The sequence below is a fragment of the Bizionia myxarmorum genome (genome assembly GCF_008086205.1).
GTDB lineage: Bacteria > Bacteroidota > Bacteroidia > Flavobacteriales > Flavobacteriaceae > Algorimicrobium > Algorimicrobium myxarmorum.
The window spans coordinates 149,615-175,688 of sequence record NZ_VSKK01000002.1; the positions used below are offsets into that span (position 1 = coordinate 149,615).

Annotated in this window: 19 protein-coding genes; 9 read left to right on the forward strand and 10 right to left on the reverse strand. The window is 38.4% G+C overall.

The features are described 5' to 3' along the window. Positions 1–8: 8 nt before the first annotated feature. From ES674_RS09765 to ES674_RS09790, 6 genes are all read right to left on the reverse strand, one after another. Positions 9–4,823, reverse strand: a complete 4,815-nt coding sequence (locus ES674_RS09765) for a malectin domain-containing carbohydrate-binding protein (RefSeq protein ID WP_211359281.1) — start codon at positions 4,821–4,823, stop codon at positions 9–11. A 271-nt stretch (positions 4,824–5,094) separates the two neighbouring features. Then, the gene (gene secA, locus ES674_RS09770) at positions 5,095–8,451 is read right to left on the reverse strand and encodes a preprotein translocase subunit SecA (protein ID WP_148403837.1); all 3,357 of its coding nucleotides are present in this window, start codon (positions 8,449–8,451) and stop codon (positions 5,095–5,097) included. A 152-nt stretch (positions 8,452–8,603) separates the two neighbouring features. Then, positions 8,604–8,825 carry a DUF2795 domain-containing protein gene (locus ES674_RS09775; protein ID WP_148403839.1) on the reverse strand — a complete coding sequence of 74 codons (222 nt, stop codon included), beginning with the start codon at positions 8,823–8,825 and terminating at the stop codon, positions 8,604–8,606. 150 nt (positions 8,826–8,975) lie between these two features. Continuing rightward, entirely contained in the window at positions 8,976–9,548 is a 573-nt protein-coding gene (locus ES674_RS09780) for a cob(I)yrinic acid a,c-diamide adenosyltransferase (protein ID WP_148403840.1), read from the reverse strand. A gap of 659 nt (positions 9,549–10,207) precedes the next feature. Next, complete coding sequence (locus ES674_RS09785; RefSeq protein WP_148403841.1) at positions 10,208–10,972, reverse strand: O-methyltransferase; 765 nt, start codon at positions 10,970–10,972, stop codon at positions 10,208–10,210. A gap of 434 nt (positions 10,973–11,406) precedes the next feature. After that, positions 11,407–13,266, reverse strand: a complete 1,860-nt coding sequence (locus ES674_RS09790; RefSeq protein WP_148403843.1) for an ABC-F family ATP-binding cassette domain-containing protein — start codon at positions 13,264–13,266, stop codon at positions 11,407–11,409. Between the two features lie 103 nt (positions 13,267–13,369). On the opposite strand from ES674_RS09790, the gene ES674_RS09795 reads away from it, so the two are divergent. The 3 genes from ES674_RS09795 (at position 13,370) to ES674_RS09805 (ending at position 17,243) form a co-directional block, all read left to right on the forward strand. Beyond that, positions 13,370–14,164: a polysaccharide biosynthesis/export family protein gene (locus ES674_RS09795; RefSeq protein WP_148403846.1), complete on the forward strand. Its 795-nt coding sequence runs from the start codon at positions 13,370–13,372 to the stop codon at positions 14,162–14,164. A gap of 3 nt (positions 14,165–14,167) precedes the next feature. After that, the gene (locus ES674_RS09800) at positions 14,168–16,642 is read left to right on the forward strand and encodes an exopolysaccharide transport family protein (RefSeq protein WP_148403848.1); all 2,475 of its coding nucleotides are present in this window, start codon (positions 14,168–14,170) and stop codon (positions 16,640–16,642) included. Positions 16,643–16,937: 295 nt separating this feature from the next. Then, the gene (locus ES674_RS09805; protein ID WP_148403850.1) at positions 16,938–17,243 is read left to right on the forward strand and encodes a GIY-YIG nuclease family protein; all 306 of its coding nucleotides are present in this window, start codon (positions 16,938–16,940) and stop codon (positions 17,241–17,243) included. A 411-nt stretch (positions 17,244–17,654) separates the two neighbouring features. Here the strand turns inward: ES674_RS09805 and ES674_RS09810 are convergent, their stop codons facing one another. Beyond that, positions 17,655–18,404: a hypothetical protein gene (locus ES674_RS09810; RefSeq protein WP_148403851.1), complete on the reverse strand. Its 750-nt coding sequence runs from the start codon at positions 18,402–18,404 to the stop codon at positions 17,655–17,657. A 589-nt stretch (positions 18,405–18,993) separates the two neighbouring features. On the opposite strand from ES674_RS09810, the gene ES674_RS09815 reads away from it, so the two are divergent. Next, positions 18,994–19,365 carry a hypothetical protein gene (locus tag ES674_RS09815; protein WP_148403853.1) on the forward strand — a complete coding sequence of 124 codons (372 nt, stop codon included), beginning with the start codon at positions 18,994–18,996 and terminating at the stop codon, positions 19,363–19,365. A 565-nt stretch (positions 19,366–19,930) separates the two neighbouring features. Here the strand turns inward: ES674_RS09815 and ES674_RS15480 are convergent. Further along, on the reverse strand, positions 19,931–20,077 hold the full coding sequence (locus ES674_RS15480) for a hypothetical protein (RefSeq protein WP_211359282.1): 147 nt from the start codon (positions 20,075–20,077) through the stop codon (positions 19,931–19,933). Positions 20,078–20,184: 107 nt separating this feature from the next. Between ES674_RS15480 and ES674_RS09820 the strand changes: the two genes are divergently transcribed. After that, positions 20,185–20,886 carry a hypothetical protein gene (locus tag ES674_RS09820; protein ID WP_211359283.1) on the forward strand — a complete coding sequence of 234 codons (702 nt, stop codon included), beginning with the start codon at positions 20,185–20,187 and terminating at the stop codon, positions 20,884–20,886. Positions 20,887–20,940: 54 nt separating this feature from the next. On the opposite strand, the gene ES674_RS15400 is transcribed toward ES674_RS09820, so the two are convergent. Then, complete coding sequence (locus ES674_RS15400) at positions 20,941–21,087, reverse strand: hypothetical protein (RefSeq protein WP_170233993.1); 147 nt, start codon at positions 21,085–21,087, stop codon at positions 20,941–20,943. Further along, positions 21,084–21,224: a hypothetical protein gene (locus ES674_RS15405; protein WP_170233994.1), complete on the reverse strand. Its 141-nt coding sequence runs from the start codon at positions 21,222–21,224 to the stop codon at positions 21,084–21,086. Before ES674_RS15405 ends, ES674_RS15400 begins: the two co-directional genes overlap by 4 nt. Positions 21,225–21,951: 727 nt before the next feature. Between ES674_RS15405 and ES674_RS09825 the strand changes: the two genes are divergently transcribed. From ES674_RS09825 to ES674_RS09840, 4 genes are all read left to right on the forward strand, one after another. Then, positions 21,952–22,815: an ABC transporter permease gene (locus ES674_RS09825; RefSeq protein WP_148403856.1), complete on the forward strand. Its 864-nt coding sequence runs from the start codon at positions 21,952–21,954 to the stop codon at positions 22,813–22,815. Positions 22,816–23,177: 362 nt separating this feature from the next. Further along, positions 23,178–24,416: an ABC transporter ATP-binding protein gene (locus ES674_RS09830; RefSeq protein ID WP_148403857.1), complete on the forward strand. Its 1,239-nt coding sequence runs from the start codon at positions 23,178–23,180 to the stop codon at positions 24,414–24,416. Beyond that, the gene (locus ES674_RS09835) at positions 24,407–25,261 is read left to right on the forward strand and encodes a sulfotransferase (protein WP_148403858.1); all 855 of its coding nucleotides are present in this window, start codon (positions 24,407–24,409) and stop codon (positions 25,259–25,261) included. The genes ES674_RS09830 and ES674_RS09835 overlap by 10 nt, the downstream gene beginning before the upstream one ends. Beyond that, positions 25,258–25,995: a class I SAM-dependent methyltransferase gene (locus tag ES674_RS09840; protein ID WP_148403860.1), complete on the forward strand. Its 738-nt coding sequence runs from the start codon at positions 25,258–25,260 to the stop codon at positions 25,993–25,995. Before ES674_RS09835 ends, ES674_RS09840 begins: the two co-directional genes overlap by 4 nt. Positions 25,996–26,074: the final 79 nt, after the last annotated feature.

Consider the following 26,074-nt stretch of genomic DNA (forward strand, 5'->3'; position numbering starts at 1 on the left):
GTTTTAAATTAATTTGGTGTTTGTTCTGATATTAAAAAATAATTAGAATCTACATTGTCAGGATGATTTAAAATAATGGTTTTTAATAGGCTTTTATCATTATTCGGACCTGCGTACCTAACCAAACCATCCATATTTATATCACCTGAATTGTAAGCGGGATAGGGGAAGTAATTACTACTTGAACTATTGCCACTAGCATTTATAATGATGTTTTTTAAGCTTCCTGTATCATTTGAAGGTCCGAGATAGCGTGTTTTAGCATTATTATTTACATCGCCAGCATACAGCCCCGAAATACCCAAAGGCATAGCATAATCTGTTTGTGCTTCTAGTCCGAAAGTTGCGGTGCTACCATCGGTAAAGTCAACTAATGTGGTAGTTGTTATTAAAGGTATAGCGGATGCTGACATAATACCTAAATGATTTCTGTGATTAATGACTAAATAATAATCACCTGCCAATTGTTCGAAATTAATTGGTGAAATGCCATCAATATCCACCACATCACCATCGCGCTGGATAAGCCCTGATTTAGAATCTATAAGTAACGTATTCGTAGTTGCATCCCGAATTTCAATCCAAATCCAATCTACAATAGCATCATTGCCTGTCGCTGTAAATACGGCAGCATCACAGATTAGTCCATCACTGTAAGGACTTGTTGTTGGAATTAAACCCGCAATCCGCAAGTCATCTCGCATTAAATTGTCTTCACCTATATTTCTGTTAAAAGAAGCGCCTTGCAAATAGGCTTTTGGTGAAACTAGTATCGGTTCTAAAAGTGTAATACTCTGAACGCATTCTATGGAACTGTTTTCAGACGCATCCATAGCGGTCCAGGTAATTGTTGTTTCGCCTAACGGGTAAGGTTCCGTTAGTAATAATCCGTCACTACGAATAGCTTCAAAAGTTATGGTGCTAGAACAATTATCAGTAGCCGTTGGTTCGCTTATAATTAGGATGCTGTCCATTATTCCCATAGGAAGAATTTCTACTATGTTTTCGGGACAGGTAATTTCAGGTGCTTCTGTATCTTCTAAAACGGACCATACAAAACTAGTTGAAACGTCTAAGCTTCCCGGCTTACTTAGGGTAACGGTTACATTGTAAATACCATCATTATTTGGGCCGCCTGTAAGGGCAGTTTCATCAATTGTCCCAAATATTAATCCATTAGTTGGTTCAATATCGGTTCCTAAAGGTTGTCCGCTAATAGCATACACTAAATTATCCATAGGATTCCCACCGGATCCTTCCGCTTGGAAATCAGATAGTTCCAGTGTACAACTAGATCTATTTGCAATGGGTTGTAGCTCCAACTCGGGATAGGCAATACCTAAAATTTCAATGCCATTAATTAATGGGTTTTGAATATTTTCAAAGAAACGAATCTCTAAAACACCATCCGTAACGCTGATGTTATTTTGAACCATGCCGGCTCGACGATGGCCAAACTCCGCTGAAATATCTAAATTATCAATTAATCTTTCTTCTTCTAAGTTGATGCTAAAAATTCGTTCACCAGGTTGCGATGTGCCATTATATAAATTTGCAAAATAGAGATTCACAATATAATCTCCGTTTGGTAAGGCTATAGAAAAAATCATCGGGTAGGCTGGATCGCTTATACTTCGTTGAATGTGCATAACATCATAGTAGGTTGTAGCATCTATATAACTGGGAATTGAGGCATCACGATTTTCGTAAATAACATCGGTTGATGCATATGCCGATCCGGATGAAACGGTATAAGAATCACCTGTTGAAGAGGTGTTATCCTCCCAATTGGGGCCACCATCAGTTGCTAATACTAAATCGCCTCCAGCATTGATGCGAACTAAAGGCGTGTAGATATCAGTTAATTCTCCGGTTAAAACCATAGAGACAGGCGAATTCCCTCCAGAATGCACTACTTCCATACTAGCCGTTTTAATCCCAACTATGTTTTCAGAAATAAAATCGATGGGAACTTTAACGGAGGAACCCGGATTAATGTTGAACGGCAAGCTTACATCTGAAGTAAATAATGCGGCATCTATACCCGTGAAATTTAAAGCGGTAACGGAAATTATATCATCTGTTGGGCCACCTTCATTATTTAAAAGAATATACTTGCTGCGTTGGGAATTGTTTACAGGTGTTATTCCAAAATCCAGATTGGATGGTTCTATTGCTACCACACCGTTTTGATTTTCGTACACATTAATAAAATCCCAAGTAGCGGTAAATGGATTTGCAGTGGTATCTGATCGTGAAGTAGAAATGATTCCAACAGCCAAACCTTGAGTATCTAAAGGGTCTAGAAAATTAGCCGGTAACAATATGGTTGGGCCTAATACATTTAAAGTTTCACCACCATCAATGGAGTAGAAGGGTTGAGCTAAACTCGTTGCAGGATCAATGGATACATACACGTCTACCGACCCCGAATTAATAATATCTGGTATATCATAGCTTGTATTTAAAGTAATAATTCCCTCGGATTCTAAAATTAATTGTAAGCCATGGACAGCATCGTTATTGGCGGTGCCGTTCATAAAAACATATTTTAAATAGTTGTCTTGATCGCCAGTACCTATTTGTATTCCAAAAGATTGATAATCTACGGGTTCATTTTGAATACCACCAGAGCCAAAATAAGGCGACTCTAATTTAGAATGCACCGTAAATGGTGGAGAATTGGTATCGACATTTATTCCAAATTGAAAGCCGTAATCTTGATCGTTTAAAGCTTCAAATGCATCACCTACTGATACAGCATCAACTGTTGCTTTTCCGGCTGCGCCACCAAATGACATTTCATTGGTGCTAAATTGATCTAAATAATTGGTAGTGCCAGAAGGATCTAACATTAACCCCGTAAAACCTAAACCGAATAATCCTGTTCCAGGATTATTATTCCAGAATGGATAATCAATTGGTAAATTGGTGGTTAATCCGTTATTGGCATCTAATGGAAACATATCATTAACGTCTAGAAAACCATCATTGTCATCATCAGGGTCGTTTAAATCGGATATAAAATCGCCATCATTATCTTTTGGCTTACTGCTTTGTGAGCAGATATTGGTGCCGTTATCTATTTCATCTTGGTTGGTATAACCATCACCATCATTGTCTGCTAAAGGATCATAACCTTCGTCTCCAGGTTGCAAACAAATTAAATCAGAAGGTTCAAAAACGGTTATGCTGTTGGCACCATAGGTAACGGCCCAAACGGTTCCGGGAAAAATGGATTCATCACCTAAAGCAATAACATCTAAAGGAATACTTCCAAAGCCGTTAAAAGGAACTTCTTGTTCTAGAACAGCATCACCTTCTTCGTTTAAAATGTAGCGATTTATGTCGCCGTTAAAGGAGGCTGTGAGGATATTACCTTTCATAACACCACCAAAATTAGTAGCCGTATATTCAGCAATACCGTTGGTGGATTCCGCTTTAATATCTAAAATATTTGTTTTAGGGCTGCCAAGGGGTTCATCCACTAAATATTCACCCTGTTCTGGTTTGTCAGGAAAATCAGCAATAGAAAAGGATTCGTTAAAATAACCTTCAGTTCCCACTAATAAATCGGCCACCAAATAGGTGTCTGTTGCCGACCAAGAACCGCTGATTTTTTTATAGGCAATTACATTTGCTCGGGATGCGAAGGCTCTGATGGGGTTGGGATGTCCGCCATAATAGGTTTCATTCGCATCAGCTGTTGTGCCGATATAATGCAGTGGATCTTCAGAAAACTCACTACCACTTTCATTCATTTCATTGGTTATATAATGCAAGGCTGGGTCGTATGTTACGGTGCTGCCATCCCCTAAAAAGGTATCTGTGGCGGTGTCATAAATTTTAGGTTTACCGCCCCAAAGAGCATTGGGACCATTATCTGATGTGTAAATTCTATTATTTTCTGTGACTAAAATATCATAGGCATTTCTATAACCTGGTGAAAAAACCTGAAGCGGACCACCAACTTCTGGAAAGGCTTGGTTTAAACTATTGTTGCCACCAAATGGATCCCCTAAATCAATTATAGCGGTATACATGGGATGTCCAACAGGGTAGGGGAAATCGGGATGTGAATTATCAATATCAATCCGCGTTGGATCGTTTAAAGTTGGTAAATCATAAACATAATTGGTGTTGTTTCGTGGATCGGTATAAACCGTCATCCCTTCTAATTGGGTCAAGTTTACAATAAGAATAGAAGCCGATAGAAAAAACTCGGGTGTTCCCGCAAAGTTATTACTGGGCGCGCCTTTATTGGTCTGGCCCCCTTGAGCGATTAATAAATAGGTGATGCCTTCTTTTTCAAACATATCCAAGCCGTTAATGGCGTGGTTTTCTTCACATCTGGGTAAGCCGCGAACTAAATCCGTTTTGACCCAAACGCCATTTAGTTTTTCTATTTTAGAAAGCATACTGGAATTGGTATCCAAGTTACTATCATTTCCAGCCGAACCACCGCCTAATAAATAGTCTGATGAGGTAACATATAGAATAGGATTTAAAGCTGTTCCAGCGGTTAAAATACCGGTAACCAAACGCTGTTGACTTGGATTTCGAATCCCTAAATCATTATGATTGGGAATTCCGGTTCTGATTATGGAAATTTCTTCCGTATCAATCACCGTATAAGTACCATTTCCCGGTGTGGCATTATCCCGTTCAATGGTATAAGCCCAAATAAGTCCATTTTGTTGGGAAACATACAAACGGTCGTCGGGACCAAAATCTAAAGACGTTGGATTTAAAACACCTTCATTAATTAAGCCTGTTGATCCAAAGCTAATGGTTTGTGAATAGATATGGGGAAATTGAAACACACAGCTAAAAGCGCATGTTAAGACAAAAAAACGGATTGCCTTTTTAATAGAATAAAGAAACATCATGTTATTTTATTTTCGGTTAGCTTGCTATTAATCGAAAAAAAATCGTGGAACGTATCCACAGTAAAAATAGGGATATGCTATGATATTTTGTTGATAATCAGCTGGTATTCGATAAACACGTTCAAATAGTCGTTATACGCATCAAAACCAAAAAAATCCGAAGCAATGCTTCGGATTTTTCTTATAAAATATTTGAATTCTATTTTTAATTGCTAACTATAACCCATTCGCCTTTGGCAAGAAGTGGTTCGGCTTGTTTAAACTTGACCGTTTTATTTTCACCGCTCATGACGTGTTTTATGGTTACCTTATCATTACGGCCAATTTTAGGACTATCACGTACAATAGTTTCCACAGTTTCGGCTTGACGTTGGGTGTTGCCAGCTTCACGACTTTGAGCAGAGCGTTCATCTAAATTCGGAATTTCTTCTTTTTGAGTTTGAAGTTTTTCTCTTTTATTAGACTGACGCGCTTCTTGAATAGCATCAACGGTTTCCGAAGGTAATTCACCTTTAAATAAGAATGAAATAACCTCTTTATTCACTTTATCAATCATGCTTTTAAATAATTCAAAAGCTTCGAATTTATAAATAAGAAGTGGATCTTTTTGCTCGTGAACAGCTAGTTGAACAGATTGTTTCAACTCATCCATTTTACGTAAATGTGTTTTCCAAGAATCATCCACAATTGCTAGTGTAATGTTTTTCTCAAAATCATTCACTAATTGCTTCCCACCAGTTTCATAGGCTTTTTCAAGATCTGTTACTACTTGAATACTTTTCACACCATCGGTAAATGGTACTACGATACGTTTAAATTTATCACGTTGAGTTTCGTATACATTTTTAATAACCGGAAAGGCTAATTCCGCATTACGTTCCATTTTAGCACGGTAATGCTCAAAAGCAGCTTTATAAAGTTTACCAGCTAATTCCTGAACACTTAATTTGGCAAATTCTGCTTCCGTAATTGGTGAACTCATAGAGAAATACCGAATTAATTCAAATTCGAAATTCTTATAATCGTTTGCAGCTTTATTTGTTTCCGCAATACCTTCAGATGTGTCGTAAATCATGTTAGCTAAATCCACACGTAAACGCTCACCATGTAAAGCGTGGTGACGACGTTTATAAACAACTTCACGTTGTGAATTCATAACATCATCATATTCTAATAAACGCTTACGCACACCAAAGTTATTTTCCTCAACTTTTTTCTGTGCGCGTTCAATAGATTTTGAAATCATAGAATGCTGAATCACTTCACCTTCTTCTAATCCCATTCTATCCATCATTTTGGCAATACGTTCAGAACCAAAAAGACGCATTAAATTATCTTCTAACGATACATAAAACTGTGAGCTTCCTGGATCACCTTGACGACCAGCACGACCACGTAACTGACGGTCAACACGACGAGAGTCATGACGTTCCGTACCAACGATGGCCAAACCACCTACTTTTTTAACCGCATCAATCAATTTAATATCCGTACCACGACCAGCCATGTTAGTAGCAATGGTTACTTGACCTGGCTGACCAGCTTCGGCAACAATATCGGCCTCTTTTTTATGAAGTTTAGCGTTCAATACATTATGAGGTACTTTTCTAATAGAAAGCATTTTTCCTAATAACTCACTAATCTCTACATTCGTCGTACCAATAAGAATAGGACGACCAGCTTCCGATAGTTTCGTTACTTCATCAATAACGGCGTTGTATTTTTCACGTTTGGTTTTATACACTAAATCCTGACGATCATCACGTGCAATAGGTCTGTTGGTTGGAATTTCAACCACATCCAATTTGTATATTTCCCAGAATTCTCCTGCTTCAGTCACAGCAGTACCTGTCATACCTGAAAGTTTGCGGTACATTCTAAAGTAATTTTGAAGTGTTACCGTTGCAAATGTTTGGGTAGCATCTTCAATTTTTACGTTTTCTTTGGCTTCAATTGCTTGGTGTAAACCGTCACTATAACGACGACCATCCATAATACGACCGGTTTGCTCATCTACAATCATCACCTTGTTTTCCATGACTACATACTGGTTGTCTTTTTCAAACAAAGCGTATGCTTTAAGTAATTGGTTTAAGGTGTGAATACGTTCTGATTTAATGCCGTAATCTCTGAATAAATCTTCTTTTAAATTAGCTTCTTCTTCTGATGATAGGTTTTGATTTTCTATTTTAGAAATCTCCATACCAATTTCTGGCATCACAAAGAAATTCGGATCATCTTCACCAGACAGGAATTCAATTCCTTTATCCGTTAATTCAATCTGATTGTTTTTCTCTTCAATAACGTAGTACAATTCCGTGTCAATTTTAGGCATCTCCCGGTTATTGTCCTGCATGTAGTAGTTCTCCGTTTTCTGAAGTAATTGTTTAATTCCTTCTTCACTTAAAAACTTAATTAATGCTTTATTTTTAGGAATACCTCTGTAAGCACGCAATAATTGCACACCACCTTCTTTGGTATTACCTTCAGCAATAAGTTTCTTGGCATCGGCTAAAACACCGGTCAGGTATTTACGTTGCACAGAAACAATACTGTCTACTTTTGGTTTTAGTTCGGTAAATTCATGACGATCACCTTGAGGAATAGGTCCTGAAATAATAAGTGGGGTACGGGCATCATCAATTAAAACCGAATCCACCTCATCCACAATGGCGTAATGGTGCGGACGTTGTACTAAATCTTCTGGTGCATGGGCCATATTATCACGTAAATAATCGAAACCAAATTCGTTATTTGTTCCGTAAGTAATATCTGCTGCATAGGCTGCTTTACGCGCTGCGGAATTGGGTTGGTGGTAATCAATACAATCCACACGCATACCGTGGAATTCAAATATTGGTGCCATCCACGCGCTATCACGTTTGGCCAGGTAATCATTCACCGTTACTAAATGCACGCCTTTTCCAGCAAGCGCATTTAAATAAACAGGAAGTGTTGCTACCAAGGTTTTACCTTCACCTGTATGCATCTCGGCAATTTTACCTTGGTGCATGGCGATACCACCAATTAACTGAACATCATAATGAATCATGTCCCAGATAATTGGTTTTCCAGCCGCATCCCAAGAGTTTGCCCAAACGGCTTGATCATCTTGAAGACTCACATAGTCCTTTTCACCAGAAATTTCACGATCGAAAGTATTTGCCGTCACAGAAATACTGGTATTGTGAACAAAGCGCTTGGCTGTTTCTTTAACCACAGCAAATGCTTCTGGGAGAATATCATTCAGCACCTCTTCCGTAACCGTATAAATATTATCCTTGATTTTATCTATTTCTAGATAAATATCTTCCCGTTGATCAATATCTTCAGTTTCCTCTGCTTTTTTAAGAAGCTCATCAATAGTCGTGTTGAGCGGTTGCCTGGCTTCGGCTATTTTATCTTTAAAGTAGGCTGTTTTCGCACGTAGCTCATCATGAGATAATTGCTCAATAGCGGCTTCGTATGTTTTAATTTTTTCAACTATAGGCATGATGGCTTTGACGTCTTGTTTCGACTTGTCGCCAACAAATACCTTAAGGACTGAATCTAAAAAACTCATCTGTTAGGTGTTTATGGTTTTATTAGTATTTCACTAATATTAAATTTATGTTTTGTTTTTCTGGAGTACAAAAAAACGTTTTTTGTTCGAGTTTTTTATATAATAATGCATAAAAAAAGCCTCTAGACGAGACTTTTTAAATTTAAATATTATTAATATTCATCCTCATTCCAGAGGTAATCTTCGTCTGTTGGATAATCCGGCCAGATTTCTTGAATAGACTCATATGAGTCACCTTCATCTTCTATAGATTGCAAATTCTCTACAACTTCTAATGGCGCTCCCGTTCTGATTGAATAATCAATTAGTTCGTCTTTAGACGCTGGCCAAGGCGCATCACTTAAATAGGATGCTAATTCTAATGTCCAATACATTTGTAATTCGTTTTAATTTTTTGCAAAAATAAATTTTTATTTTATATACACAAGAAAAAAATCAATTAATTACACATTATTTACAAGAACGTGCCTTCAAAGGCTTATTTTAAACCTTTTAAAGGAAATAATTTAGCAGAATTGAAATGATTAGGTCTTTTCAGGAATCCACTGCACTTCATCTGCGTTCAACTCAAAAGACAACTTTCGTGCCAACACAAAAATGTAGTCAGATAGCCTATTTAAATACTTTAGCGCCATTGGATCAACAGGGTCTAAATCGTTTAAGGCAGAGGCTAAACGTTCCGCACGGCGGCAAACGGTCCGTGCTATGTGACAGAATGACACGGTTTGATGACCGCCTGGTAATACAAAATGTGTCATAGGTGGTAAAGCGGCATTCATGTGGTCTATTTCTTGTTCTAGGCGCTCAATATTCTCTGTTGAAATTTTAGGAATGTTTAAACGCTCCTTTCCATTTTTTAGAATGGCTTTTGCCGGATCGGTTGCTAGAATAGCCCCTACGGTAAACAAGCGGTCTTGAATATGTATCAGTATTTCCTTGTAATGGGTGTCGATATCCTGATCGCGAATAAGGCCTAGGTGTGAGTTTAATTCATCTACCGTGCCGTAGCTATCAATGCGTATATGGTGTTTCGGGACGCGGGTGCCGCCAAATAATGCGGTGGTGCCTTTATCGCCTGTTTTTGTATAGATTTTCATAATACTGTATTTGATTACCAAAGTTAATGGATATGTGGGATTGGGCAAAGGATTATTTTTGGTTTGTTTGATGTTGTTGGTTGTGGAGGTGTTTGTTGTTGAGGTGTTTGTTGTGGGGTTGAGCGGATGTGCGGATGAGAAGATGTGTGGATGCGCGGATTTGAGGATGTGTGGATTTGCGGGTGTGCAAATTGGTGGATGTGCGGATGAGGGGATATGAGGATGTTTGTTGTTAAGTTGTTTGTTGTTGAGTTGTGATTGAGGTTTGGAGATTTTCTAAAATGCAGCGAACTTAAGAAACAATGTGGGGTCATTGCGAGGACGAAGGACGTGGCAATCTTATCAAGTATTGTGGAGCACTTTAAATGACATTTAGAGGTGTTTAGGATAACTCGAAGAGTAGGAGGAAATGATTAACAGATTGCCACGGTCGTGCCTCCCTCGCAATGACGTACATGCGTGTTAAAAACCTGATATAACGCTCACAATGGGACAACGGCTAAATCACTGCACTTCGACTGCGCTCAGGGTGACAGTGGCTGAATCACCACACTTCGGCTGCGTTTGGTGGGACAGGGGCTCAATTACCACACTTCAACTGCGCTCAGTGTGACAGGGATTAAATCACCATACTTCGACTGTGCTCAGTGGGACAGGGGCTAAATCCGGATGGTGAAATGTTCTTTTTCTTGTTCTTTTCGGAAAAAGACAAAGCCCCAAAAGAAGGTGTCGATGGTTACGGTTACCTGGGGATGGTTTTTGATGGTTTCCCAGGCTTCTGTCATGCCTTCGGACCAGTAAATGTCATCAAAAATGAAAACGGTGTCGTTATGGACTGTTGACAGCAGGGCTTCAAAATAGTTTAGGGTGGCTTCTTTGGTGTGATTGCCATCAAAGAATACTAAATCCCAAGATGGTTGGTTGGGTTGGTTTAGATGTTGCCTAAAATCACCTGTTAGGAATTGGATGTTAGGGTAGTTGGCTAAATTATCTTGAGTGCATTTTGTGATGTTTAGGCAGCCTTCAATCGTGGTAATATGGGTTTCAGGATGTCCTAAATGCATGGCTTGGGTAGCAATGCCCAAAGAAGTGCCTAGCTCTAGAATGTGTTGTGGTTTGAAATATTGGGTTAATCGGAACCACAATTTGGCTCGTTTTAAGGTCGTGCCCGATGTTTTGGCTATTTCTGCAATCCGTCTTTGGTTGCTGCTGGTTTTTTTAGAACCAGGGCCTAAATCGGTTATGGTTAATTCTTGTTTGTTTTTAAGAAGTGCTTGTCTGTACTTCTTTAAGTCTTGGTAGGCTGGGTATTTTGTTTTATCGTAGAAGCATTTGGTGATGAGCTGATATACAAAAGGGGAGTGGACTCCGTGTTGATTGGAGGATTTTGAGAGGAATTTTATGTATTTTTTTTGTTGGTACACGGTTTGGTGTTCAAGGTTTGAGGTTTAAGATTCAAGGTTCAAGGTTTAAAATTCAAGGTTCAAGGTTCAAGGTTCAAGGTTCAAGGTTGGCTGGCTTGAAATTATGGCTGATTATCATGGGGTTGCCGCGTCGTTCCTTCGTCACTCCTCGCAATGACATGAAATTATGGCTGATTATCATGGGGTTGCCGCGTCGCTTCGCTCCTCGCAATGACTCGAAGTTTTGGTTGAATGACATACAGATTGCCGCGTCGTTCCTTCGTCACTCCTCGCAATGACATGAAATTATGGCTTCTTTTCATGGGGTTGCCGCGTCGCTTCGTTCCTTGCAATGACTCGAAGTTTTGGTTGAATGACATACAGATTGCCGCGTCGTTCCTTCGTCTCTCCTCGCAATGACGTTTGCGGGAGAGCGCGCTTAACTCCGCTGAAAACTAATCCTCTAGCTTTGAGCTTAATTCAAACCAACGCATTTCTTTTTCGGCTACTTCATCAATTGTTTTCTGTAGCTTTTCAGAGAGTTTATTGATTTCTTCTGGTGATAAGTCGGGGTTTAGGAATTGCTTTTCTAGTTCTGTTTTATCAAATTCCAGACTGCTTATTTTGCTTTCTAAATTCTTATATTCTTTTTGTTCGTTATAGGTTAATGACGCATTGCTATCTTTTTTCCACTGCTTCTTATCTTTTTTATCCTCGTCATTAGATTCTGGTTCTTTGCTATCTTCATAGGTTCTGAAATCCGAATAGTTACCTGGGAAATCTTCCACAACCCCTTCACCACGAAACACCCAAAGGTGATCGACAATCTTATCCATAAAATACCTGTCGTGAGATACGACCAATAAACAACCTGGGAAGTCTAATAGGAAACTTTCCAATACGTTTAGGGTTACAATATCCAAATCGTTAGTCGGTTCATCCAGAATTAGAAAGTTGGGATTCTGAATTAAAATGGTACATAAATAGAGTCGCTTGCGTTCGCCACCACTTAACTTTTCAACAAAATCATATTGCTTTTTTCTACTGAATAAAAAGCGTTCTAATAATTGCCCAGCACTAATTTGCTTGCCTTTCTTTAGCGGAATAAACTCGCCAAATTCTTTAATGACATCAATTACTTTTTGGTTTGGTTTAATGTCGATTCCCGTTTGGGTATAATAGCCAAACTTGATGGTTTCACCAAGGACTACTTTCCCTGAATCGGGTTCTTGCAGTTGGGTTATGATATTTAAGAAGGTAGATTTTCCGGTTCCATTCTTCCCAATAATACCAATACGTTCGCCCTTTTTGAAGGTGTATTCAAACTGGTCAAGAATCACTTTATCTTTAAAACTTTTACTGACCTTATGAAGCTCTAATATTTTAGAACCCATACGGTCCATGTTCAGTTCTAACTGAATTTCATGGTCTTGACGGCGTTGACTAGCGCGGTGTTTAATATCGTGGAAATCGTCAATTCTAGACTTGGATTTGGTGGTACGGGCTTTGGGTTGCTTGCGCATCCAATCCAATTCCTTTTTAAAGAGTTGTTTGGCTTTACCTGTTTCCGTGGCTTCGTTTTCAATTCTAGCTTCTCTTTTCTCTAAGTAGTAGGAGTAATTTCCCTTGTAAGTATAGAGTTGGCCATGATCTAATTCAATGATTTCATTACAAACGCGTTCTAGAAAATACCGGTCGTGAGTCACCATGAACAAGGTAATTTGTTCTTTGGCAAAGAAATCTTCTAACCACTCAATCATTTCTAAATCCAAATGGTTGGTAGGCTCATCGAGAATTAATAAGTCTGGTTTTTTAAGTAAGGCATTGGCCAAAGCCAAGCGTTTTTTCTGTCCGCCAGAAAGTGCGCTCACCTTTTGGTTGAGGTTATCCAATTTCAATTGGGACAAAATAAGCTTGTATTGGGTTTCGAAATCCCAAGCTTGGTGGACTTCCATCTTTTCAAAAGCCTTTTGGTAGGCTTCGGAGTCTTCCGGGTTTTCTAAAGCCTTTTCATAGTCCTTAATAACGTCCAGAATGGGGTTAGAGGTATCAAAAATAGCTTCTTCAACAGTTAGGTCTTGATTTAAGTCTGGATCTTGAGAGAGCACGGCCACGGTAATCCCTTTTCGGAAGGTGATTTGGCCCGTATCAGCTGTGTCTTTTCCAGCCAGCATGTTTAAAATAGAGGTTTTTCCCGTTCCATTTTTAGCCACGAAGGCAATTTTCTGATCTTGATGAATGCTAAAGGACAGATTTTCAAATAGCGTTAATTCGCCATAAGATTTCGATATATTTTCAACAGTAAGGTAGTTCAACGTTTATTTTTTTGCAAAGAACGGCAATAATTCAAAATTTATACGATAAGTTTTGATATTCCTACTGAAAAGCTATATTTGTGAAGAAACTTGCACCCTCACCATGAAGCATATCCCTATTATTTTATTGGGTCTAATAGCCTTACTTTCCGTGTCTTGTATTCCGAATAAGGATTTGGTGTATTTACAAAACAGAGCCGTTGCAACGGACACTACACAAGTTATAAGCGAAAAACAAAAGCCTTATCGGGTACAAATTAATGATATTTTAAACATTCGGGTGAAAGCTTTGGACCAACAAAGTGTTCAAATTTACAACCCGGTAGGCGAAAGCGATTTGAATGCCTCTGGTGACCAGCGTGCCTTTTTTGATGGTTTTACAGTGGATTTGCATGGGAATATTCGTATTCCTGTTTTAGGGGAGATTAATGTACTGGGTTATACCACGGAGGAAATTGAGAAACTAATAGAAACGAAGATATTGGCTGACGAGTTTAAAGAAGCCGCCAATATATTTGTGACCGTTAAGCTTACGGGATTGCGTTTTACTGTAACGGGAGAAGTAGGTGGAACGGGTACCCAAACCTTATATCAGCCCCGCGTAAATATCTTTGAAGCTTTGGCCAATGCGGGTGATATTTTAGTAACGGGCGACCGAAAAGATGTGACGATTATACGGCAATACCCGCAAGGGCAGCAAATACACCATTTAAATTTATTGGATATTGGTGTGATGGATTCGCCGTTTTATTATATTCAGATGAATGATATAATTTATGTGAAACCCCTGAAACAAAAGTCCTGGGGAACTGGGATTACCGGTTTACAAACCTTTGGAACCATTGTAACAGTATTATCTTTTATTACGACTACTATTTTACTTATAGACCGACTTTAAACTATGGCAGATTACGATTATGACGATGTAGATTCAGGTGAAGGCGGGAGTATTAACTTCGACTTTAAGGGTTATTTATTTAAAGTTTTAAACCTTTGGAAATTTGTATTGGCCTGTATTGGTGTTGCCTTAATCATTGCTTATTTCATTAATGTTAGGAAGCAGAATGTGTATAAGTTGGAATCGCTTATTTCCGTAGAAAGCGATCAGAATCCTTTTTTTACTGCCAATACCAGTATTTCTTTTAACTGGGGTGGGGTTTCTGGGAAAATGGGTAAAACCATTACCACTTTACAAACACGCACGCATAACGAGAAAGTTGTGGACTCTTTGAAGTCCTATATGAATTATTTTGAAGAAGGGAAGTATCGGAAACTGGATATTTATAAAGATGCCCCTTTTATTTTTGAACCTGATTTAACGCAGCCTCAAGTGCTTAATCACTTTGTTGGGATTCGCTTTTTATCCGAATCGACTTTTGAAGTATTTACAGCGTATGAAACGGAAAAAGGTTCGGGGCAACGTTATGATACTAAAGAACGTATGCCGGTTGTATTGCCACTAGGGCCATTTCAAAAAGAATTTAAAATAGGAGAGGTTGTTAACTTGCCCTTCTTTCATGGGTTTGTGACCTTACGAAGCGGTAGACCTGTAAAAGCTGGACAGGAATTTTATATGCAGTTTAGTAATTTTGATGGGGTGGTAAACGGCTATAAAGGTGGTATTGCCGTGAGTCCGTTTAGTAATGCCTCCGCTTCTGTTTTACGGTTGAGTTTAGCTGGTAATAACAAGTCGAAAATAGTAGATTATTTAAACACCACTGCGGCTATTTTAAGTGAAACGGAACTAGAGCGTAAAAACTTATATGCTACCAACACCATAAAGTTTATAGATAGTAGTTTAAGTGCGGTTAATACCAATTTAAAGGACTATGCGGATGAAATGAATAGTTTCCGAAAAGACAATAAGGTTTTTGATGTTTCCACAGAAATGAGTGATGTTTCCGCTAGGTTAAAAGATATGGAACTTCAGAAGGAAATGGAGGTTAGCAAATTAAATTATTTAGATGCTTTAGAGAATTATTTACGCACCAAAACGGATTATAGCAGTATTGCAGCCCCAAGTTCTGTAGGGATTGAAGAACCTAATATTCAAAGTAGTGTTTCTAAAATCACCATGTTGGCTATTGAGCGTCAAAGTAAAGAATACACGTTGCGCGAAGGCTCGGTAAACTTTAAAGATTTAGACCGGCAGATAGATGCTGAAAAGAATGTGTTATTAGAAACCATTGCGGCCACCAAAAGTACCATTCGGATATTTATGAATAGCCTGAATCGGAATCTTGCCACTATGGAATCCAAATTAAGTGGTTTGCCAGAGAATCAGCAGGAGTTTTTGAAGATACAGCGGAAGTTGGATATTAGCCAAGAAGCTTATAATATTTATATGGATAAGCGGAGCCAGGCGGCTATTGTAAAAGCTGCTAACGTGTCTGATATTAGTATTGTTGATGAGGCTAAAGATATTGGAGGCGGGTTAATTGGCCCCAACAAATCCTTAAATTATATGATGGGTTTGATGCTCGGGTTTTTTATACCGATGTTTCTTATTTTCGTCATCTTTTTATTGGATCATACCATTCACGGTTCGGATGAGGTGGAACGGCTTTCTAAAATTCCTATTTTAGGACTTATAGGGAAATACCGTTACCATAATAACTTGGTGGTTTTTGAGAAGCCGAAGTCGGCCGTTGCGGAATCTTTCCGTTCTATTCGCTCTAGTTTGCAGTTTATTCTTAATAAGAATCCGCAGGCAGGTGGACGTACTATTATGGTGACATCTTCGGTTAGTGGGGAAGGTAAAACCTTTTGTTCTATTAATATTGCTACGGTTTATGCCTTGAGTGGTAAGAAAACGATTCTTTTAGGATTGGATTTACGTAAGCCTAAAATATTTGATGATTTCAATTTAACGAATGAAACGGGCATGACAAATTATTTTATAGGTGAATCTGATTTTGCCTCTGTTGTGAATCATACGCATATTGAAAATCTGGATGTGGTACCGGCAGGACCTATTCCACCGAATCCATCTGAATTACTAATGAGTGGTAATTTAGAGACTTTAATAGCTGAACTACGTCAGACTTATGATATTATTGTTTTGGATACACCACCTTTAGGCTTGGTAACTGATGCTTTAGAATTGGTAAAATATGCGGATACTTCCATCTTTATGGTGCGTTTGGATTATACCAAAAAAGGGATGCTTCAATTAATTAATGCGAAATATCGTGGTGGGGAAATTAAGAATATCAATTTTGTATTGAACTTCTACAAACATAAAACCAATCATAACTACGGGTATGGTTATGGCTATGGCTACGGTTATGGCTATGGAACTTATGGAAATGCTTATCATGATGATGGGAAGAAGGGGATTATGAGTAAGATTAAGGGGTTTTTGAAGCGGATTTGATGAGATGCCCTTAATCCCCTAAATCCCCGAAGGGGACTTTTGCTGTTGCGGAGTTGAGGAAGGAATACTCGAAGTTTTTGATGAAATAAAATACGGGTTGCCGCGTCACTCCTTTGTCGTTCCTCGCAATGACGACTTAATTTTAGGATGAAATGATTTACGGGTTACTCATGCATTTTTATTTTAATAAATTGGTTTTCGTGAATGTTGGGCATTTGCCGCGTCGTTCCTTCGTCACTCCTCGCAATGACGCGTTAGTTTTATGCTCGCAATGACGAGAATAAAAATAATATTTATGAAACAAGGTTTCGTTTATATATTGACCAATAAGAATAACACCACTTTATATATTGGTGTAACTGCCGATATTTTGACGCGGGTGAAACAACACCGTGACAAACTAGATTCCAAATCTTTTACTGCTAAATACAACTTAAACAAACTGGTTTACTTTGAAGTCTTTCAAATGATAGGCGATGCTATAGGTCGGGAGAAACAATTAAAAGCTGGAAGTCGGGCCACTAAATTGGCTTTGATACATGGTTTTAATCCGGAGTGGTTGGATTTGTATGCTGATTTGGAGGAGGCGTTTGGTGTTTAGGAGAATTCTGTCATTGCGAGGGAGGCACGACCGTGGCAATCTGTATGATGGGATGACGATTTTTTCTAGCTGTACTTTGGTAATATTCTTAAGCTCGCTAGTGTATGACTACTTGCCGTTTTCGGAAGAATGACCTACGGGTTGCCGCGTTACTCCTTCGTCGTTCCTCGCAATGACGAGGATGAATGAATTACGGGTTACTCATGCGTTTTTATTTTAATAAATTGGTTTTCGTGAATGCTATGCATTTGCCGCGTCGTTCCTTCGTCGCTCCTCGCAATGACGCTTTAAATTTATAATCGTAATGTTGCTTTAATTTTTGTTTTCTTCATTAACCTACTTAAATAATGGAAATAACATAATAAAAAAAGCTGTCTTTTCAGACAGCTTCTTCTTCACTACTGGGTTGCATTATAACACTTCAATTAATTCTAGGGCGTTGTATGCGCCGTTATTTAAGGCGTATTGAATGCCATTAACTTCTTGAAAGAATGATACTTTCAGAAAGAATAATTGGTTTCCTGTGCCAGCAGGAACTGCTGGTGGGAGTAAACTGACTGTTGTTGTCGTTCCGTCAATAGGTAAATTCACGGTTGGACTCAACTGTAAGTCTTTGTCGCCAGTTGTGAAATCAAGATTTAGAAATCCCGCTATGAAACTCACGTGGGTAGAGCCTGATGGTTTTCCTAAATCATGATTTGAGATGAGATCGGTTATTGTGATCTCACCTGTTAGTGTATCCAAACTGTAATCGGACAAGAGCACTGTGCTCATTTGGGCATTGTTGTTGAAGTCAAAGTTTTTTAAACTTGCTTTACCTTCAGCAGTTGCTAAACCAATAGCCACTTTGCGTTGTCCCCGAACAGATGTTACATCGGTGTTTTTAACTAAACTCATAGTCTGCGTTAGCCTGGATGTTACGCGAACATCTTTTGCGTCTGCAATTAAGTTTAGGATGGCCCGGCGGAGTATTTTTCCGCTCGTTGCACTGTGTCCAAATTCGGAACCATTTTCGCGTGTTCTTGCAAATGCTGGATCATTTTTAATCCGATTTGCGCTAACGCCGCCTTTGGTTCTTACTAAAAACCCGTCTTTGCCCTTGTAAAAGGTAAGATCGTCTAGGGTTCCTTCGATCTTGATTAAGCTCTTTAATTTTGCCATGATGACTAAAATTTAAAATATTCATAAAAGTTTTTATCAGCTGATAGTTTTCGACTGCTTTGCTTCACGGGCTCCTAGGTGACTGCATTACAGAGGGCTATGCGGTTCTGATGTGGTAAAACTAGTGCGCTTGTTTGGTCCATTTTTTCAAGATTTCCCTTTCTGCAACTCTTTGTCTCTTTTTGCCGTTCGGGGCATGTTATTGCCGCGAATTCTATTTGGATTTGATTAAAACCTGTTTTTCTAAACAAAAAATGCATAACTTTTCTTCATACACTATCCATACACCATCCATACACCATCCATACACCATCTATACACTATCTATACATTAGGAGTTTATTTCATTGATTTTTAAATTTTGACTACAACTTTCTGACAATTATTTCGGAGTAAAATCGATGTATGGTGAGTTTTTACATACAAAAGATGGTAATGGTAAGTTATGTCTTACTAAAAAGATGTATTTCATCGAATATTTACATAATTATTAATTCACATTCCTTTTCTGTGTATAAATTGCAACTAGTTAATAATTAATCTATTGAACCTTAAAAAATTTTGTCACATGGAAAAAAATAAAATATTTATGAGCTCTACAGATGTTAGTCAAATTACTGGTTCGAGCATGCGTTCTGCACGAAACATGATGGGCTATATTCGCCGTGAGCGTGGTTTAGGTAATCAACAAGTTATTAGTATTTTCGATTTTAATGCTCTTTTTCATTTTTCGATTCCTTTGTTATATGAATACATTAATACCGATTTATTTGCTAAAGGCCCTATTGATGAAGATGCGGCGCGACGTGCTTATCGGATTGAGATTTTAGAATCTGGAACTGGTAATTTTTTAAATCATCCCGATTTGGAAATTTTTATGACTGCGCTCGATAAGAAAATGCGTCAGCAACAACGAAGTGATTTGGCTGCTGCTGTTTTAGAAGGCAAAGATTTGGTTTAGAGCATAATTTCTTAAAATCTTGGAGGGGATTTTTAGGGTTTTGGAGTTGGTTAATCCCCTAAATCCCCTAAAGGGGACTTCTTACTCTTGCGGACTTTTGGAGTTGGTTTGACCCCTAAACCCCCTAAAGGGGACTTGCACTCTTGCGGAGTTGAGGAAGGAATACTCGACGTTTTGGGATGAATGAATTACGGGTTGCCGCGTCGTACCTCCTCGCAATGACGCATAATTTAGGGATGAATGAATTACGGGTTACTCATGCATTTTTATTTTAATAAATTGGTTTTCGTGAATGCTAGGCATTTGCCGCGTCGTTCCTTCGTCGCTCCTCGCAATGACGAGGATGAAATAATATACGGGTTACTCATGCATTTTTATTTTAATAAATTGGTTTTCGTGAATGCTAGGCATTTGCCGCGTCGTTCCTTCGTCACTTTTCGCAAGGACGCATGATTTTGGGTTAGGAACACTCGACGTTTTGGAATGAATGATATACGGGTTGCCGCGTCACTCCTTCGTCGTTCCTCGCAATGACGCATGATTTTAGGATGAAATGAACTACGGGTTACTCATGCATTTTTATTTTAATAAATTGGTTTTCGTGAATGCTAGGCATTTGCCACGTCGTTCCTTCGTCACTCCTCGCAAGGACGCATGATTTAGGGTTAGGAAGACTCGACGTTTTGGAATGAATGATATACGGGTTACTCATGCATTTTTATTTTAATAAATTGGTTTTCGTGAATGCTAGGCATTTGCCGCGTCTCTCCTTCGTCGCTCCTCGCAATGACGGGGATGAAAATAATATACTGGTTACTTATGCTTTTTTATTTTACTAAATTGGTTTTCGTGAATAGTAAAATTAGAAATGATACTAAATTTAAAATTATGGCACAGTTTAAAGATTTTTGGGATTGGTTTTATGAGCATCGTGATGCTTATTTTTACTTAACTGATTTTACGGAGCAGGAGCAGGCTTTCTATTATCATGAGATTAATAGTCGCTTGAAAGACTACCATGAAGACCTGAATTATGTTCTTCATTTTGCAGCAGATGGACAGGATGCTGAATTAATTCTGACGGCTAATGGCAGTGCAGATGGGATGTTGTTTGTATCCAATTTGATGCGCTTTGTGCCTTATATCCCTAACTGGCAGCTAACGGGTTTTATACAGCCCACACTTAATTTGGAGGAAATTAAGCATGGAGCGGATGCCCCTTATTGTTTTAAGGATCTTTCCATAAAACCAAGTGCTTTGCGATGGGCTCCAGTGGATTTTAACATGGGGAAGTATGACTTGATGTTTCATTTAACGCCCTTCTCACTTACAGGAAAGGTTTCTGATACTGACATCCTACTGGACTATATTTATCTTATTTTATTAGATTTATTGGGTGAATTAGTGGTTAGTACGAAGATTGGAGCCGGTTATTATGATTCTGTGATAAACAGTGATACAGACTGGTATAGGCTGGAGGAATTGCCAGCGTATTTGGATTCGGGGGAGTTTTTCCCCTAAATCCCTGAAGGGGACTTTTTAATACTAGAAGTTTTTGATGAAATAAAATACGGGTTACTCATGCATTTTTATTTTAATAAATTGGTTTTCGTGAATGCTGGGCATTTGCCGCGTCACTCCTACGTCACTTTTCGCAATGACGCATGATTTTGGGTTAGGAACACTCGACGTTTTAGGATGAATGATATACGGGTTACTCATGCATTTTTATTTTTAAATTGGTTTTCGTGAATGCTAGGCATTTGCCGCGTCGTTCCTTCGTCGCTCCTCGCAATGACGCATGATTTTGGGTTAGGAACACTCGACGTTTTAGGATGAATGATATACGGGTTACTCATGCATTTTTATTTTTAAATTGGTTTTCGTGAATGCTAGGCATTTGCCGCGTCGTTCCTTCGTCGCTCCTCGCAATGACGGGGATGAAATGAACTACGGGTTACTCATGCATTTTTATTTGAACAAATTGGTTTTCGTGAATGCTAGGCATTTGCCGCGTTACTCCTTCGTCACTTTTCGCAATGACGCATGATTTTGGGTTAGGAACACTCGACGTTTTAGGATGAATGATATACGGGTTGCCGCGTCGTTCCTCTGTCACTCCTCGCAATGACAGGGATGAAATGAGCTACGGGTTACTCATGCATTTTTATTTTAATAAATTGGTTTTCGTGAATGCTAGGCATTTGCCGCGTCGTTCCTTCGTCGCTCCTCGCAATGACGCATGATTTAGGGTTAGGAAGACTCGACGTTTTAGGATGAAATAAACTACGGGTTGCCGCGTCGTTCCTTCGTCGCTCCTCGCAATGACGGGGATGAAATGAACTACGGGTTACTCATGCATTTTTATTTGAACAAATTGGTTTTCGTGAATGCTAGGCATTTGCCGCGTCGTTCCTCTGTCACTCCTCGCAATGACGCTTTAAATTTACAAACGCAATGACGCTTGGTTTTGAGTGTGGGCAGTAGGATTGTAATTTTTAACGGCAATTTTAATTCTTCATTATTAATTCTTCATTATTAATTGTTCATTGTTTATATTAGCCCGATTCAAAAAACGCTATTATATTGGATACGAAAGAGGATGATGGATGGTTATATACCATTTCTTCCAAACGGAAATTAATCGACTTTAATTTTGCCGAGATTTGGCGTTATCGCGATTTATTATTTCTGTTTGTGAAGCGCGATGTGGTAACGGTTTATAAGCAAACTATTTTAGGGCCGCTTTGGTACTTAATTCAGCCGTTGTTTACGGCTTTAACATTTACCCTTATTTTTAATAAAGTTGCTAATATTGAAACCGGAACGGTGCCGCCTTTCTTGTTTAACTTGGCGGGTGTTTCCATTTGGAACTATTTTAATACTTGTTTAACTTCTACTAGTGATACTTTTACGAGTAATGCGTCTATTTTTGGAAAGGTATATTTTCCACGGATTATCATGCCTTTATCTATTATCATTTCTAATTTGATGAAGTTTGGGATTCAGCTATTTATTTTCATTGCTTTTTATATTTATTATTATCTTAATGGGGCAGACATTCATGTAGGTTCTAGTATTCTGGTTTTCCCAGTTATTGTTGTTCTTATGGGCTTGCTAGGCCTCGGCATTGGGATGCTTATTAGCAGTATGGTGACGAAGTACCGCGATTTGAAATTCTTGGTTGGTTTTGGGGTACAATTACTGATGTATGTGTCGGCTGTGATGTATCCATTAGCTTTAATGCGTGAAAAATTACCAAAAATTGCTTGGGTTGTAGAGTATAACCCCGTGGCGTATATTATTGAAACGGCCCGCTACATGCTGTTGGGTACTGGCACGTTTAGTTGGTTTGGAATTTGGTATACGGTTGTTGTGACATTGGTGATTTTGATGTTGGGGATTGTGGTATTTAATAGGACTGAGAAGACTTTTATAGACACCGTATAGGTGTTAGGTTTGAGGGGAGTCAAATTCCAAGTTCCACGTTCAAAATTCCAAAAAAGTAGCGAACCAAAGATCAAAGAATTAAGAACAAAGAACAAAGAGTTATAAATGACAGTTTAGTTAGAAGGAAATAATTATTTTTATAGTCGCAGTCGCAGTCGCAGTCGCAGTCGCAGTCGCAGTCGCAGTCGCAGTCGCAGTCGCAGTCGCAGTCGCCCGCCTTCGCAAATGCTACGGACGGGCAGGCAGTTTTCAGTCACAGTTTTCAATGGCTGTATCAGAATTATGGAACTTGGAATATTGAATATTGAATAACGAATACCTAGTAACGAATTAACGAATATCGAATAACGAAGTTTAAAATCATGGGTGTCATTTTAAAAGCTGAAAATATATCTAAACAATACCGCCTTGGGCTTGTGGGGACTGGGACCATCAGTCATGATTTGAATAGATGGTGGGCTGGCATTCGTGGGAAGGACGATCCGTATTTGAAGGTGGGTTCGGTGAATGATAGAAGCACCAAATCGGATAGCGATTATGTTTGGGCCTTACAGGATATTAATTTTGAAGTGCAACAAGGTGAAGTATTGGGTATTATTGGAAAAAATGGGGCAGGTAAAAGCACCCTGTTAAAAATATTATCTCGGGTCACGATTCCTACCACAGGCGATATTAAAACCAAAGGGCGCATTGCTAGTTTATTGGAAGTAGGAACGGGGTTTCACCCGGAATTAACAGGCCGTGAAAATATTTATTTAAACGGTGCTATATTGGGCATGCGGAAAGCCGAAATAAAAGCTAAAGAACAAGAGATCATTGAATTTTCGGGTTGCGAGCGTTATGTAGATACGCCTGTAAAACGTTATAGTTCCGGGATGCGTGTGCGTTTGGCTTTTGCTGTAGCGGCCTTTTTAGAACCTGATATTTTGGTGATTGATGAGGTGCTGGCCGTTGGCGATGCCGAATTCCAAAAAAAAGCTATTGGCAAAATGCAGGATATTAGTAAAGGCGATGGGCGAACGGTGTTGTTTGTGAGTCATAATATGGCGGCTGTAAAAAGTTTGTGTACACGTGCTATTGTTTTAGAGCATGGGACTTCTGTTTTTGAAGGGGGAACAGAAGAGGCCGTGAACTATTATCTCAATAATAAAACATCCAAACCTTTAGTTTTTGAAGATTTTGACAAAAACTTCGGGATTTGTAAAATAGAGTTCTTAAATTCTAAAAATGAACGAATTGAGAACGCCTTGGTAGGGCAGGAAGTACGGTTAAAAGTTTCATACAGAAATCCTGATTTAAGGAATTTGTCCTTATCCATTGCTTTTTATAATGAATATGATGAGTTTTTATTTGCTTGTAGAAGTGATGTGATAGATAAGACTTATGCTGATAAGGAGGGCGTGGCTATTCTTTCTGTGGAAAAGTGGCCAGTAAGTAAGGGTGTTTACTCTTATAATACGTCCGTGCATGAGGCGAATATGGTATTAGAAAACATGAAGGAGATTGGACAAATCGTCATTGAACAAGGCGATTTTTATGGGTTTGGTAAACTGCCAGCTTCAGGAAAAAAAGGATTTTATACTAATTATCAATGGCTATAAAGAAAATAAAGAACAGGATAAAAGTAGTTAAGGTTCTCGTAGAAAATTATTTTCTAAAGCTTTTTGGTTATACCTATAAAGGTAAGCGGAATCAGCCGATTGTTTTTATATTAAGCACTGGCAGATGTGGTTCTACTAGTATTAAAAATGTATTTAATCAACATTCGAAGTTTATAGCCTTTCATGAAGTCATTCCTGATTTAATTCAGTTGTCAACACAATTGGCGGAAAATGCCAATCGAGAAAAGGAGATTTATTCAAAATTGGATGCCATATTTTCAGAGCGTATTTGGGAAGGAAAACGAGGAGAAATCATTGTGCACTCCGATCATAGGTTATGGAATTTAGTCCCTTATTTGTCTCGTTATTTTAAGCATGCTTTTTTTATTCATTTAATAAGAAACCCTTCAGATTCTGTTAAATCTTATATTCAAAGAGATTGGCATTTGCCAACTTCTACTGAAACTACCATTAATCAATTTGACAAATACCGTCTTTATGGAGATAAAGTACATGCGATGCCTGTTGAAGCTTGGGAACATTTGAATCAAACGGAGAGATGTTTGTGGTATTGGAATTATGTTAATACCGCCATTGCTAAAGACCTAAATAGTTTAGATATAAATACTTGGGGTGTTGTTAAACTTGAAACTTTTATTGATGATATGAATCAGGTTATAAAGACTAAATTTCAATTGGAAGCCGATTTCTTCTTTAAAGATGAAATAACGAATAGAAGTAAGAAAGAAATCAAGTCGGATGCTATTTTAGCTGGCATTGAAAAGACTATTCAGGAGCGCAATGAAGACTTGTTTTTAAACTATTATCCAAATTATAAACAATGATAAAAAAAATAAAGTATAGAATAAATGCTTATGTGGATGGTAGGCTTAAGGGACTCTATAAAAAGCAAAGAAAAATTAGTCAAATTCAATTTAATCAGGCGCAATTACATCAATTATTTAATGATACCTCTTTCTTTATTCCCTTTTCGAACTGGGCTATTTCTCCAAGTACTATTTGCCATGTTTTAAATGATATTGTTGTAAACAATCGTAAAAGTATTATTGAATTTGGCGCAGGTGCATCTACGCTTTATATCGCCAAATTATTAAAGTCTAATCACATTGAAGCCTCTTTTTTGACAGTAGAATCTGATTTGGATTGGGCAGCCAAACTTACCAAGCAATTGAAGGTGTTAGATTTGTTAGATTATGTTACAGTCGTTACTGCCCCCATTAAACCTGTTGATACGGCATTAGCATTTGAAGAACAAAAGTTGTGGTATGATGCTGACGCGTTAGATAAAGCGTTGCATACTATTCCTACAATTGATCTTGTTTTGGTTGATGGCCCTTATGGTGGTTTGACACCCCATTCACGTTATTCTGCCGTTCCTTATCTTAACCATAAATTGGCCAGGACGTATTCTGTATTTTTAGATGATATTGATAGAGTCGATGAGCAAAATATCTTAAAATCATGGGAAGCCCGCTTGAATTGTCGGGCGCGCATTATAGAACGCTACGCTATTTTAAGTCCAGACGAACAGTTTTATGCCAAACCCTTTCAGCTTTAATGATTTCTATACATTCGATTTGAATTCGCATATTTTATTGCTTAATGCATTTTTGAATAGCTTTTTTTCATAAAAAAAC

What these genes read in the sequence shown, in the direction of transcription:
- secA (WP_148403837.1), bottom strand. Translation starts at nt 8,451, where the DNA reads ATGAGTTTTTTAGATTCAGTCCTTAAGGTATTTGTTGGCGACAAGTCG.
- ES674_RS09775 (WP_148403839.1), bottom strand. Translation starts at nt 8,825, where the DNA reads ATGTATTGGACATTAGAATTAGCATCCTATTTAAGTGATGCGCCTTGG.
- ES674_RS09780 (WP_148403840.1), bottom strand. Translation starts at nt 9,548, where the DNA reads ATGAAAATCTATACAAAAACAGGCGATAAAGGCACCACCGCATTATTT.
- ES674_RS09795 (WP_148403846.1), top strand. Translation starts at nt 13,370, where the DNA reads ATGAAGCATATCCCTATTATTTTATTGGGTCTAATAGCCTTACTTTCC.
- ES674_RS09800 (WP_148403848.1), top strand. Translation starts at nt 14,168, where the DNA reads ATGGCAGATTACGATTATGACGATGTAGATTCAGGTGAAGGCGGGAGT.
- ES674_RS09805 (WP_148403850.1), top strand. Translation starts at nt 16,938, where the DNA reads ATGAAACAAGGTTTCGTTTATATATTGACCAATAAGAATAACACCACT.
- ES674_RS09810 (WP_148403851.1), bottom strand. Translation starts at nt 18,404, where the DNA reads ATGGCAAAATTAAAGAGCTTAATCAAGATCGAAGGAACCCTAGACGAT.
- ES674_RS09815 (WP_148403853.1), top strand. Translation starts at nt 18,994, where the DNA reads ATGAGCTCTACAGATGTTAGTCAAATTACTGGTTCGAGCATGCGTTCT.
- ES674_RS15480 (WP_211359282.1), bottom strand. Translation starts at nt 20,077, where the DNA reads ATGAGTAACCCGTATATCATTCATTCCAAAACGTCGAGTCTTCCTAAC.
- ES674_RS09820 (WP_211359283.1), top strand. Translation starts at nt 20,185, where the DNA reads ATGCTTTTTTATTTTACTAAATTGGTTTTCGTGAATAGTAAAATTAGA.
- ES674_RS15400 (WP_170233993.1), bottom strand. Translation starts at nt 21,087, where the DNA reads ATGAGTAACCCGTATATCATTCATCCTAAAACGTCGAGTGTTCCTAAC.
- ES674_RS15405 (WP_170233994.1), bottom strand. Translation starts at nt 21,224, where the DNA reads ATGAGTAACCCGTATATCATTCATCCTAAAACGTCGAGTGTTCCTAAC.
- ES674_RS09830 (WP_148403857.1), top strand. Translation starts at nt 23,178, where the DNA reads ATGGGTGTCATTTTAAAAGCTGAAAATATATCTAAACAATACCGCCTT.
- ES674_RS09835 (WP_148403858.1), top strand. Translation starts at nt 24,407, where the DNA reads ATGGCTATAAAGAAAATAAAGAACAGGATAAAAGTAGTTAAGGTTCTC.
- ES674_RS09840 (WP_148403860.1), top strand. Translation starts at nt 25,258, where the DNA reads ATGATAAAAAAAATAAAGTATAGAATAAATGCTTATGTGGATGGTAGG.